The organism is Gluconobacter sp. Dm-73 (assembly GCF_018256215.1).
Taxonomy (GTDB): domain Bacteria; phylum Pseudomonadota; class Alphaproteobacteria; order Acetobacterales; family Acetobacteraceae; genus Gluconobacter; species Gluconobacter cadivus.
Genome location: NZ_JAERLW010000008.1, coordinates 26,344 through 38,646 on the forward strand (window position 1 = coordinate 26,344; position 12,303 = coordinate 38,646).

Below are 12,303 nucleotides of genomic sequence, written 5' to 3' on the forward strand. Positions count from 1 at the left end.
TTCCAAGCGGAGATACTCCCATGATTCGCAGCTACGATGATGTTCCGATCCGCCCCTCGAATCTCGCGGGTCCAGCGCCGGAATTCCCATGGCCGCACGGGATGCGGGCCGCGATGATGCTGTCTTTCGACATCGACGCCGAAAGCGCCATCACCAGCAAGGACCCGTCCCACGCGGACAAACTCGTTTCGATGTCCTATGGCGGTTATGAAGCCCGCGTCGGACTGCCCAAGGTCCTCGAACTGCTGCGCGAACTGGACCTCAAGGCCACGTTCTTCACGACCGGCTGGGCAGCGGATGCCTATCCGTCGATGGTGGAAAGCGTCCTGCGCGACGGCCATGAAGTCGGCCATCACGGCTATCATCACCTGCTGCCCGATCCCGGATCGGCGCATATCGAGGACGAACTGGCACGCGGTTTCGAGGCGCTGGCCAAGCATGGTGTCCGCCCTGTGGGCTACAGGGCGCCCTATGGCGAAAGCTGCGACGAGCTGCGCACGGCGCTCAAGCGCGAAGGCATGCTCTATTCCAGTTCGTGGCGCGACGATGTGCGCCCCTACCGTCAGGTCCTGCCGGATCTTTCGCCGGGCGTCGTCGAACTCCCGCCGTCCTCCTGTTTCGATGACTGGATGCACGGTCTCAGCACCCGCTTTGGTGCGCGCTCGATCTTCCCGAAGGAACACGTGCTGTCCATGTGGAAGGACGAACTGGACGAAACACGCGCCTGGGGTGCCATGGTCGGCACCGTCCTGCACCCGCTGGTCAGCGGCCGTCCGATGCGCCTACGTTTGCTGCGCAATTTCCTGCTCTACACGATCGAATGTCGTGACGTTTGGATCGCCACCGGAGAGCAGATCGCCCGCCATTTCGAGGCGTGCGAAGCGGCCGGGTCGACCGCACCATGACCGCCCGTCCGATCCGCATTTCCGGACTGCGACAGGCCGTCCTGTGGGACGAGCGTAGTGCGGGGCATGTCTATGCGCCCGACACCGACCTTGTGATCGAAGGCGGTAGGATCGTTTTCGCTGGCCCCGCATCGGAACTGCCGGACATGTATGCTGCATTGCCGGTCGATGTGGACGGGCGCGATCTCATGGCCATGCCCGGTCTGGTAGATGTCCATTCCCACCCGGCGACGGAACCCATGAGCCGGGGCATGTTCGACGAACTCGGCTCGCCCGGCCTGTTCTATTCGTCCCTGTACGAATACATGCCGGTCTTCCGTGCCGATGCCGCCAGCAAGCCGGACTGCGCACGCGTAGCCTATAGCGAAATGCTGCTCTCGGGCGTCACCACGGTCGTGGATCTCTCCACCCCATGGGCCGGATGGCTCGATGCGGCGACGGAAAGCGGGCTGCGGGTCTGTCTGGGGCCGATGTTCCGTTCGGCGGCATGGAAAACCACGAACGGCTATACCGTCGATTACAGCTGGAGCGAGGACGGCGGCCAGCGTTCGATGGACGAGGCTTTGGAAACCGTGGACGCAGCCGAGGCCCACGCATCGGGCCGTCTGTCGGGCATGATCGTTCCGGCCCAGATCGACACCTGCTCGCCAGAAATCCTGAAAGCCTCGTTCGCCGTCGCAGAAAAGCGCGACCTGCCGTGGCAGACCCATGCGGCGCAGTCGATCGTCGAGTTTCAGGAAATCACCCGCCGTCACGGCATGACGCCCGTCCAGTGGCTCGACAGTCTGGGCGTGCTCTCCCGCCGCAGCATTGTCGGCCATGCGATCTTTCTGGACGATCATCCCTCCACGCCCTGGCACACGAAACGCGACCTCGACATCCTCGCCAGCCGGGAGGCCGCCGTCGCCCATTGCGCCACGGTTTTCGCCCGTCGCGGTTACGTCCTGAAGGATTTCGGACGCTACAAACGCGCCGGAATCCGCATTGGACTGGGCACCGACACCTATCCGCACACCATGCTCGACGATCTGCGTCTGACGGCCTATCTGGGTCGCATACAGGAACAGAGCCCCGAAGCCGTCTCCACGCGCGACGTGTTCGATGCCGCGACCTGCGTCGGCGCCTCGCTGCTCGGACGGGATGATATCGGCCGCCTGAAAACCGGCGGCCCGGCCGATCTGGTGCTGGTCGATCTGTCGCATCCGATGATGCGCCCCTCGATCGACCCGGTACGCTCGCTCATTTTCTCCGCTGACGACCGCGCCATCCACTCCGTCTATGTGGCGGGCCGCAAGGTCGTGGAGAAGGGGAGGGTGCTCACCATGGATTATGAAGGCGCGACCTCTCGTCTGGTCGAGGAGCAGGCGCGGATCGTGGGCTCTGTCGCCCAGCGTGACCGACTGGGCCGTTCGGTGGACACGCTCGTGCCGCCGACCTTCCCGACCCGTCGCTGATGCGCTGTGCGATGTCCCCGTCTGTGGCGCGCTTTCTGCGGCGCGTCTTCGCGGTCACCGCGCTGCTGGGTCTCGGTTCCGCAAGAGCCGAGGCCCCTGATCTCCCGCTGGGGCTGTATCCCAGCTATCCACCGCTCGATATGCGCGACACCACAACGGGCGACCTCGAAGGCTTCGATGTCGATCTCGCAACGGCCCTGAGCCAGCGGATGGGCATGACACCCCGGATGGTCGAGACGGGCTTCGCGCAGCTCATTCCGTCCCTTCTAACGGGCCGGATCAGGATGTTTTTCAATGGCATGGTGGATACGCCCTTAAGGCGGGAGAGCGTGTCTTTCGTTGATTACCTGCAATCGGGTTTCCAGTTCGTAACGCTCTCCGGCGATGCTCACGCCCCCTCCAGCCTTCCCGAACTCTGCGGCCGCCGGGTGGCCGCCAGCCGCGTGACCTCCGTCCCGGCCGAGCTTCTGGCCTGGAGCGACCGCAACTGCGTGGCCAAAAAACGTCCGCCTGTCCTCCTGTTCGCGACCGAAAATTCGGCGGATGCGCGGCTTCAACTCCGCGAAGGCCGCGTGGTCGCGGCCCTGCAGGACAGCCTGACACTTCCCTGGACGGTTGAAATCAGCGGCCACACGCTTCAGGCGCTAGGCGAGCCGTTCCATCTGTCCCCGTTGGGGATCGGGCTACCCAAAGGAGACGCCGACTTCACCTGCCGCGTCTCAAAAGCGTTTTCAGCCCTGCAGCAGGACGGCACCTATCTTGCCCTGATCCATAAATGGCACCTGCCCGAAAGTGCGGCCCTTCCCACACAACCCATTCTCAAGGCGTGTACCGATCATGCTCCCTGACCGTATTCTCGTCATCAATCCCAATTCCTCGTCTCAGGTGACGCGTGCGATTGATGCGGCGCTTGCCCCGATGCGCAGTCGGACGCCTTTTCGGATCGATGTGATCGATCTTCCCGACGCCCCGCCCGGTGTTGCATTGCAGAGCGATGCGGACGAAGTGGCACCCATGGTCCAGCGTGCCATCCGCGCCAATCCGGCCGAGGCTTACGCTGTTGCCTGTTTCAGCGACCCGGGCGTTACGGGTGCGCGTGAAAACACGCCGGGCGCTCCGGTCCGTGGAATCGGGGAAAGCGCGATCCTGCATGCCCTGACCCGCGCAGACCGCTTCGGCATTATCGCACTGTCCGAAAAATCGGTCTTCCGTCAGCGTCGTCTGGTGCGCGGGATGGGCGTGAGCGAGCGCTATGTCGGCAGTCTCGGTATTGGCACCACAGCCGCCGGAGCCACGGATCATGCGCTGCTCGACAGGATGGTTGATGCGGCAAAACGTCTCGTCGATCAGGGCGCGGACACGATCCTGATGGGCTGTGCAGGCATGGCGCATTTCCAGCCGCATCTGGAAGATATCTGCCAGCGTCCCGTGATCGAACCCACCCGCGCCGCCGTTGCTCTCCTGATCGGAGACCTCACCCTCAGGCCCTGATGGGCGCTCGGACACAGGCCAGAGCCCCAATTCCTGCCAGTCCCAGAAAGATCAGAAATCCGTCAGCCATCCTCCAGTTTCCCAGGATCGTAACACTCCAGGACATGGCGAGCGGCACCACGGCAACGGACAGGTTTCCCAAGAACTGCGTCCACGACGACAGCCGCGCCGTGGATGATCCTCCAAATTCTTGCACGCAGGCCCAGATCGAAATCTGACCCAGCCCCAGAAAGGCTGCGGCCACAAGTGCGAGCGGAAGCATAGCGGCGCTGCGTGATGTCATCAGGGCTACAGCAAGAAAGGCGGTTCCCCCGCCAAGACCAGCAATTCCGAGCGGGACACGGGCGCTCCATTGCGAAAGGCCCGCGCGGAGCAGCAGGTCCGAGGCAAAGCCCCCCAGAAGCTTTGAGAGCAGGATGACGAGGTATGAGGCGGAAACATACCACCCGACATGGCTCATGTTCAGATGGAACATATTCCGCAGATAGAGGGGAAACAGTGCCAGAAAGAATCCTTCGACCCCCATCAGGCAGAAATAGGCCCCCCCGATTGTATACAGGCGGGACAGAGCGAACGGCTCCACCGGAGCTGCCAGCTGTTGTTGTATGGAAGGGTCTTCTGCTTTCAGGGCATAGGCCAGAAGGATGCCGAAGAGCAGGACCCCGGTTATTCCGTAGATCGCAAAACATAGCTGCCATGACAACGACGTCATGAGAAAAACCGAAAGCGGTGCGCCGACGACTGCCCCCAAAGACAGCGCTGCCAGAAGAAGCGCAATGACAGAAGAGCGATGAGTGGTGCGAAAACGTTGCTGTACGGTCATGAGTGCGGCGGTCCAGTCCGGCGCCTGACCCATGCCGAGAAGGGCGCGGCACAGCACCAACTCCCAGATCGTGCTTGCAAATGACGTGGCGAGCAGAATGAAGGACCAGAACAGGCACGCCAGTGCATAAGTCCGGGCTGATCCCAGCCTGCCGCATACCCACCCGGCCGGAAGCTGACACAGGGCATAGGTGAAGGAGTAAGCGGAAATGATGTTGCTGATCTGCCCCAGACTGCAACCGAGACTGCTCTGGATGCGGGGCGCCATGACGACCATCGCCTGTTTGTCGATGGCCATCAGAAATGTTGCCGGGAGCAGCACCAGTCCAAGAACGAGCCAGGGATTATTCCAGTGCCGCCCTGCCTGCACCATGCCATGCCGGACGGGCAGGGGAGCATCTGAAATGTGCATCGTCGTTAGAAGTCGGAACTCAGGGAGAATGCGACTGCAAAATCGCCCCCGACGTAATAGGTCGGCGTACCTGCCGCAATCGCCGTCCCGAAAATACCCTTTGTCGCATGAGCATTTGTGGCAATGCCGTTCACGCCGGACAGATAATGCTCGTCACCGATATTCATCAGGTTAAGCTGGATCTGCGGATGCTGGGCCGGGCCGATTTTCTGGAAACGATAGCCAGCCGAAAGATTGGCCGTTTTGAATGCCGGAATGCTCTGGTCATTCATGAAGGTGCTGTATTGTGAATCCACATAGTTGAATGTGAAGTTCCCGAAGAAACGGGTGTCGTCATAGCTCAGACCGATGGAGCCAGTGAATTTCGGGGCAAGAACCGAAGCTTTTCCCTTGGTTGGCAGGTAGTCGTTTCCGACCTGAATATTGTTACCCATTTCGGAATGGAGGTACTGCCCCGAAATATACGGAGAAAAATGATGCCATGCCGGAAGGCTCAGTTCCGCCTGTACGCCACGGATCGTCTGGCCGCCACCATTGACCGAGAAGGACTGCGGGCTGTTGTTGACGTATGTAATGCTGGAAATCTGGCGATTGGTCAGATTGTAATTGAACGCTGCCGCCGAGAAATTGACTGCGCCGTAATGGCGGTATCCAATTTCTTCGGAGATTGAGTATTCCGGCTTCAGATTGCTCGAATGGCTGCTGGTCTTTTTCCCCGTTGTGGCGCTGTAGATGTCGACATAGGCGCTCAGCGCGGCCGGTTCCTTGAAAGCCGTCGAGGCGCTGAAATACACTTGGTCATGCGGCGTAATGCGATAGCTGACCGAAAGCTGCGGTAGCGGTTCGGCATCGTTTTTATTGACGGCATAAGTCGGCCCAGGCAGCGCGCTGGTCGCATGGCGGGAGACCATGACTTCCTTGAACCCGGCATTCAGCACGAGGCGATCGTTGAAAAATTTCATCGTATCGTTGATGAAAATGGCGTTTGTCTGCTGGATGAGATGACCGTTATAGGTCCCGATAACCGTTCCTGAAGACGATTTGATCGGATTGCCGCCATACTCGTTCATCACGTTGCCGTTCGGTTCGACCGGCGTGTACGAGGTGTTTTCGTTGTGGTCGAAGTAATCGTACCAGTAACCGACCTGAAGCGTGTTGAATTTATGCTTCCAGGTCAGGGTCGCGTTCTGGCCTCCTGCAGTTTGAGTATAGGCATCGACGTTTTCCACCGTGGCGACATTGTTGACGCTGTAGGGGAGTTGTACCGTGCCGACCGACTGGTCTCCGACGAACATCGAATTCCCGTTAACGTTCGCGCCGCTATTGATGAAGCCACGCGTATACATGATGTACGGCGTGATCTTGAATGTCAGGTCCGGCAGGAGTTCGAACTCCGTCGGTATGGCGGCGATGACGTTCTGCCGCTGGTTGAAGCGCAGCTTATAGTAATTGGAGGTTCCGTAAGAGTATTTACCGGCATAGTTATAGGAAATGCCGTACTGCTTCCACTGGCTGAGGGTCGGGTTGGTGTAGACGTCCGTGCGCATCCAGTTCCATGCGAAGAACGGGGCGATGCTGTTATGGCCCCATTCCTTCAGGAAGTGGCTATCAACGTGGTAGCGCTTCGTATTGCCTGACCCGCGCCAGTTGTTCACTTCCGTATGGGAAAAGGACGTGTAGTTCCGGATCCCGGTATGACCGATTTCACCGCTGTCGAGGCGGATAAACTGCCGGTTGAGAGATTTGTTACCACCGCTGAGGTCGATATATCCGCCCGCTTTGTGGGAAGGTTGCCGCGCCGAAGCTCGGATTTGCCCGCCTACCGAGTTGTAGACAGGCGCATCAATATCAGGAGAGCCCTGAGAAACGTCGAGATGGCTGATGTTTTCCGTATCGGACCATTCAGTGGCAAAGGGCGTGTAATAAAGGCGGTCGCCTGCGGGCATACCTTCGTAAGTCGTGCCCAGTTCGGTCTGGTTCAGACCACGAATGGAGACGTTCATCCGGTCACTGAGGCCAAGAGGATCATTTGCTGAAACGACCACACCGGGGCTCATCGCAAGCAGGGTGACGGCGTTGGCTGTTGGGGACTGTTTGGCGATATAGTCACGCGAGACGCCGCTGACTGATTTTGCGGCCGTCTGGATAGGCATGAGGCCTCCGCCCGGTGTCGTGTTCGTAACACCGTTGGCGCCAACCACCTGTTTATGGACTGAGATATATTCGTCTTTATGAGGAGGCGCAGCTTTCTTGGTTTGGGAGAGAGCGGCTTTGGCTCGCGGAGCATTGTGTATGAAAGCAGGTTTCCCGCTTTTTGTGTTCGATGCCGCGAGCGACGGCTGAAAGTACAGCGCACAACCCGACAGAAGAAGGATTTTATAACCGTTTTTCGTCAGCATATCGGCAGTTCCGTTCCAGCCAGGGAATTTGGTGTGATGCTGAAACGATAAGGGATACAAACAGCAGAATCTCGCTCTAAATCCACTGGCATAATCAGAATTGGACCTCTCAGTATTTATTCAGCTTATACCCCTTGACCGCCAGTATGAGGTGTTTGAAAAAAGTTTTGATCGAAACGATCAGGCATAAAGAATCTCTGGAATATGTAGTGGCACGAGCTTGGCAGAATGCAGTTCGGCCGTCCGTATGATCTCTGGTTCTCGGAACAAATATTCGACGGATGTGGTGAGGACTGAAGGGCGTATGGATCGAAATATGAGTTCAGGACGGGAATGATGATGGAAATGGATGACCGCATACAGGCGCTCCATGCGAGATTGCAGGCGATTGTCGGGTCAGAGCAGATCTTTACGGGAAACGAAACGGCTCGCTGGGCGAAGGACTGGACAGGACAGTTCGAAGGCAGACCTCTTGCCGTCGTTCGTCCCGGAACGTGCGAGGAAGTTGCGGCCGTCCTTCGTCTTGCCAATCAATACCGTATTCCTGTCGTTCCGATTGCCGGGAATACGGGCCTAAATGGAGGCGCTTACGGTCCGGAGTCCATTCTGGTTTCCGTTGAACGAATGAACAGAATTCGCGAAATCAGGAGCGATGCCCGCGTGGCCGTTGTCGAGGCGGGTGTTATTGTCGCAGCACTGGATTCGGCTGTCGAACAAGACGGGCTGACCTTCCCCCTCGCATTCGGTGCTGCGGGTTCGGCGATGATAGGAGGGGTGCTCTCCACCAATGCGGGGGGAAGCAATGTCCTGCGTTATGGAAATGTGCGCGATCTTTGTCTTGGGCTTGAAGTCGTGCTGCCGGATGGACGCATTCTCGATCTTATGACAGCCCTGAAAAAGGACAATTCCGGCTTTGATCTGCGTGATCTTGTCATCGGAGCGGAAGGGCAACTCGGAATCATCACCGCGGCCATCATGAAGCTGCATCCTCGTCCGGCCTATCACGCGACGGCACTCGTTGCGCTTGAGGATCTGAGAGTAGCACCTGCATTGCTGAATGCTTTTCAGGATGCATCGGGAAATGCAGTGACGGCTTACGAATTCATGTCTCGCAACTATGTTGCCGGATATGAGAAACTCATGCCGAATACGCGCCGGTTTTTCGATACCGCCTATCCTGCGGTGCTACTGGTGGAGCTTGCAACCGTGCGAAATGAAGCACTGAAAGAACTTCTGGAAACAGTGCTGGCTGACGCCCTGGAGCGGGGGATCCTGGCGGATGCCGTTATCGCACAAAGCGATATGCAACGTCAGGAGATGTGGGCGCTTCGAGAGGCTGCTGCTGAACTCGCTTTTCACAGGCACCCGGTAATTGACACCGATATTGCCGTCCCGCTGGAACGCATCGCTGAATATATGGACCGCATTCCAGGAATAATGAGGGCGATTGATCCCGGATTTAGTGATATTGCTGTCGCGCATTTTGGAGACGGAAACATCCATTATACGGTGTGGCCTTCAAAAAACGATCCTATCGTTGAAGCAGCTTTACGCGCGGCTATTGATGTACTCGCAGTTGAAATGGGTGGAACATTTTCGGCGGAGCACGGTATCGGCCTTTGCAAACTGCCTTCCATGACGCGGCATAAAAACGTTTCAGCTCTGGACATGATGCTGGCCATCAAGACGGCCTTTGATCCCAAAGGGATTTTGAATCCTGGCAAGACTTTACCTAGAAGGTCATAGTCTCATGAATGATGTCTGGAAAAAATATGGAGATCAGGAACCTATTTTACAACATGTAGAAACTGAAAAACCATTAAGCGATGGTTCTTTTGTCTTGGGTCTGTTGCAAAGCGTAGAGCCTGGGTTCTGGATTATTACGCGATGACATGAATCCTCTCCAAAGAGAGAAAGTGGCGCATAGTATAGACGATATTGACCCGCCCGATATCGGTAAATAACCGGCGTTGAGCAGTATGGCATTGAGTACCCGAAGAGCCTTCCAATGCCACCCTGCGTCAGACGTTCACGAAAGAGCCATATCGTTCAGTTATTTAAATGTAAACTTATATCCAATGATATGATCTATTCAGGTCCATGGTGATATCAACATATTCTTTCGCATAGGTTTCACTGTTGAGAGAATTTTTCATATAATTTTGTATATTTTTTACCATCTGCGCACGTTTATCCTGGTTGTCCAAAAGAAATTTTATAGCCTCATGTAGCGCTTCTGGATCGTTGGGAGGAACAAAATAGACCATATCATCATTAAAGTAGTCTCTAAGCCCTCCAGTATCTGTTACAATACATGGAACGCCCATAACTCCAGATTCCTCTACAACCGTCAGGCCGCTTACATAGTTATTACGTTCCAATGGAACGATAACTAGAATAGCTTTATCATAGAAAGAAGCCATATCATCATTGGTCTTTAAGCCGGCAATGATCATGTTGGGATGCTTGCCCGCAATGGCGATTGCGGAGGCACTTTGTGTAGCGAGGAAAAATGTCTCATCTTTCATATGAGAGGCGCAAACAGCAAGCGTATTCCAGTCTCGTGAACGATCGTTACCAACAGCTATAATATTTCCCGTATTTTTTTCAGAATACGGAATCATTTCGTCGCAGCGTATTCCGAATTTTGTAAATTCAATTCTGTTATTCGGGAACATTCTTTTTGCAATGTCAGAGTTTACTTTGCTATTAAAAGTCAGGACATCAACATCCCTCAAGAGCCATCGATAAAGCATTTTCCTAATTTTATTTTTAGGCCACTTATCAATCAGCCATACGCTTTGTCCGATAACTTTAATCTTATTCAGAGAGAATAATTTTTTTAAGAGCATAACTCCAAGTGTCTGCGATTCATTGTAGGTCCAAACCACATCTGTTCCGTTTGCGATTTCTTTGCGGTTTCTCCAGACCTGTATAAAATCGAAGCCAAGTATTAACCGTGCAGCATAGCGAACAGATTTTTGAATCGGGTTTTCTTTTACGATATCTTCAGAGTAGGTTACTTTAATTTTATCTGAATTGGCTCGGTGGTATCCATAAGCATAAGGCTCATTGGTACCGAGAATTTTTCCCTGACGGAATCTGGTATTCCAGTTTTTGGCGCCATATCCATAGCTCATCTGGACAAAAACTCTGATCATTACTTACCTCTATTTTTGATGGATTTTGGACAAAGAATAGTGGATTCCAAAGTTTTTACTTTCGAGACTTCAGTAAAAACTTTTATTAAAGGAGCTCTGGCCATGGCTCTGGCAACCAGAATTTTCGAATATTTCTCATCGAGGATCGATAAAGAAAGAAGGAATGTCTGAAGGTGAAGTTTTTAAAGCGCTATCGATTTGATCGCAAGCCATCAGGGCTTCGTTGATAGTGACATCCATATCAAGATAACGATAAGTTCCTAAACGGCCAAGAAAAGAGACGCCCTTTTGTTGTTGGGCAAGCTCTATATAACTGTTTAACATGCGTTTCTCATTGACTTGCCGGATCGGATAATAAGGAACGTCTTTTTTTTCAGAAAGTCTGCTATATTCTCTAAAGCACACCGTCTTTGAAAATTTATTTTGCTCCCATGGTGCAAAATGTTTGTGCTCAGAGATTCGCGTAAAAGGAACCTGTTCGTCACAATAATTGATAACGGCAGTTCCTTGATAGTCTCCGTCGACGGTAAATCGTTCAAAATCGAGCGTCCTATACCCAAGACGACCTAATTCAAACTTAAAATAACGATCAATCGGCCCCGTATAAAAAACGTGGGAAAATTTCTCATCAATCTCTTCGAAAGAACAGGAGGTTCTGATTTCGATACCGTCAACGTTAAGAATATTCTGTATTATTGAGGTATATCCCTCTTCCGGCATTCCTTGATACGTGTGATTAAAATAATTATCGTCATAGTTGAAACGCAATGGAAGTCTTTTAAGAATGGATGCTGGTAATTCCTTGGGGTCTAAGCCCCATTGCTTGCGTGTATATCCATAGAAAAAGGCATGGTAGAGTTCTGGACCTATCATGCTTAATGCTTGTTCTTCAAAGGATTGAGGGTCTACAATAGAATTATCAGCCTTCCCAGCGATAAACTCTCTGGCCTCTTTGGGCCCCATAACAGTTCTGAAAAATTGGTTGATGGTGAGTAGATTGACCGGGAGAGAATAGACGCTCCCTTGTGAAATGGCTTTAACGCGATTGATATAGGGATGAAATGTTCCAAATCGTCTCACATAATCCCAAACGCGCTGATCGGAAGTATGGAAAATGTGCGGGCCATACCGATGCACCATTATGCCAGTTTCTGCATCGCGTTCTGTATGACAGTTGCCACCGATATGCGAGCGTTCGTCAACAAGAGTGACTTTATACCCCTGTTCTGCAAGATGGCGGGCTATGACGGCTCCGCTAAAACCTGCTCCGACAACACAGAAAGATAGTGACAATGTGATTTTCCTTGGAAAGGATTAATACATAATTATTTTATAATTTAAATTCGTTGAAGATAGGTGTCAATTTATTATCGTGATCGTGGTTACTTTAATAACTATTTAACGATAATGTTGGTTTTCTATGTGGCGCCTGTAGTGTTATCGGTACGTTCTTGACGTGAGATGTGCTCTCTTTTTTACTGCCGAAAAGAAGAATTTCTCTTTTTGTGTCTTGAATTCAATGAGATGATAAAGATCTGATCTGCCACTCAATTGTGGGTATGCCTTGTGCTCTATCTCCCCGACTCTCAACAGGATTTGGCGAGGAAGTGCGAGATCACGGTTAACGATATCAGCGACGCTGCAGATGAGACAGTGTCT

The 12,303-nt window shown here is 53.9% G+C and carries 9 protein-coding genes; 5 read left to right on the forward strand and 4 right to left on the reverse strand.

Annotated elements, in window-relative coordinates; all coding sequences use genetic code 11:
- Positions 1 to 20 precede the first annotated feature (20 nt).
- Genes JK176_RS09805 through JK176_RS09820 form a run of 4 tightly spaced genes read left to right on the forward strand, consistent with a single transcriptional unit; the run spans position 21 to position 3,850 of the window.
- Positions 21 to 905, forward strand: coding sequence for a polysaccharide deacetylase family protein (locus tag JK176_RS09805; RefSeq protein WP_211587655.1), 885 nt, complete (start codon positions 21 to 23; stop codon positions 903 to 905).
- A complete protein-coding gene (locus JK176_RS09810; RefSeq protein ID WP_249194411.1) occupies positions 902 to 2,359 on the forward strand; it encodes an amidohydrolase family protein in 1,458 nt (485 codons plus the stop codon). The genes JK176_RS09805 and JK176_RS09810 overlap by 4 nt, the downstream gene beginning before the upstream one ends.
- Positions 2,360 to 2,370: 11 nt before the next feature.
- Complete coding sequence (locus JK176_RS09815) at positions 2,371 to 3,207, forward strand: ABC transporter substrate-binding protein (protein ID WP_211587656.1); 837 nt, start codon at positions 2,371 to 2,373, stop codon at positions 3,205 to 3,207.
- Complete coding sequence (locus tag JK176_RS09820) at positions 3,197 to 3,850, forward strand: aspartate/glutamate racemase family protein (protein WP_211587657.1); 654 nt, start codon at positions 3,197 to 3,199, stop codon at positions 3,848 to 3,850. Before JK176_RS09815 ends, JK176_RS09820 begins: the two co-directional genes overlap by 11 nt.
- Here the strand turns inward: JK176_RS09820 and JK176_RS09825 are convergent.
- Entirely contained in the window at positions 3,840 to 5,084 is a 1,245-nt protein-coding gene (locus JK176_RS09825; RefSeq protein WP_211587658.1) for an MFS transporter, read from the reverse strand. The two genes, JK176_RS09820 and JK176_RS09825, sit on opposite strands and share 11 nt — an antisense overlap.
- A gap of 5 nt (positions 5,085 to 5,089) precedes the next feature.
- On the reverse strand, positions 5,090 to 7,237 hold the full coding sequence (locus tag JK176_RS09830; RefSeq protein ID WP_211587659.1) for a TonB-dependent receptor: 2,148 nt from the start codon (positions 7,235 to 7,237) through the stop codon (positions 5,090 to 5,092).
- A 591-nt stretch (positions 7,238 to 7,828) separates the two neighbouring features.
- Here JK176_RS09830 and JK176_RS09835 point away from each other — a divergent pair.
- A complete protein-coding gene (locus JK176_RS09835) occupies positions 7,829 to 9,229 on the forward strand; it encodes an FAD-binding oxidoreductase (protein ID WP_211587660.1) in 1,401 nt (466 codons plus the stop codon).
- A gap of 323 nt (positions 9,230 to 9,552) precedes the next feature.
- Here JK176_RS09835 and JK176_RS09840 read toward each other — a convergent pair whose 3' ends face one another.
- Together JK176_RS09840 and glf are read right to left on the reverse strand one after the other, a co-directional pair.
- Positions 9,553 to 10,623 (reverse strand): glycosyltransferase, encoded by a 1,071-nt coding sequence (locus JK176_RS09840; protein ID WP_211587661.1) that lies wholly within the window; start codon positions 10,621 to 10,623, stop codon positions 9,553 to 9,555.
- Positions 10,624 to 10,779: 156 nt separating this feature from the next.
- Positions 10,780 to 11,937 (reverse strand): UDP-galactopyranose mutase, encoded by a 1,158-nt coding sequence (gene glf, locus JK176_RS09845; RefSeq protein WP_211587662.1) that lies wholly within the window; start codon positions 11,935 to 11,937, stop codon positions 10,780 to 10,782.
- Positions 11,938 to 12,303 lie beyond the last annotated feature (366 nt).

Excerpts from the sequence above, each read along its gene's own strand:
- JK176_RS09835 (WP_211587660.1), top strand. The coding sequence starts at position 7,829 with ATGGATGACCGCATACAGGCGCTCCATGCGAGATTGCAGGCGATTGTC.
- JK176_RS09825 (WP_211587658.1), bottom strand. The coding sequence starts at position 5,084 with ATGCACATTTCAGATGCTCCCCTGCCCGTCCGGCATGGCATGGTGCAG.
- JK176_RS09840 (WP_211587661.1), bottom strand. The coding sequence starts at position 10,623 with ATGAGCTATGGATATGGCGCCAAAAACTGGAATACCAGATTCCGTCAG.
- JK176_RS09815 (WP_211587656.1), top strand. The coding sequence starts at position 2,371 with ATGTCCCCGTCTGTGGCGCGCTTTCTGCGGCGCGTCTTCGCGGTCACC.
- JK176_RS09810 (WP_249194411.1), top strand. The coding sequence starts at position 902 with ATGACCGCCCGTCCGATCCGCATTTCCGGACTGCGACAGGCCGTCCTG.
- JK176_RS09830 (WP_211587659.1), bottom strand. The coding sequence starts at position 7,237 with ATGCCTATCCAGACGGCCGCAAAATCAGTCAGCGGCGTCTCGCGTGAC.
- JK176_RS09820 (WP_211587657.1), top strand. The coding sequence starts at position 3,197 with ATGCTCCCTGACCGTATTCTCGTCATCAATCCCAATTCCTCGTCTCAG.
- JK176_RS09805 (WP_211587655.1), top strand. The coding sequence starts at position 21 with ATGATTCGCAGCTACGATGATGTTCCGATCCGCCCCTCGAATCTCGCG.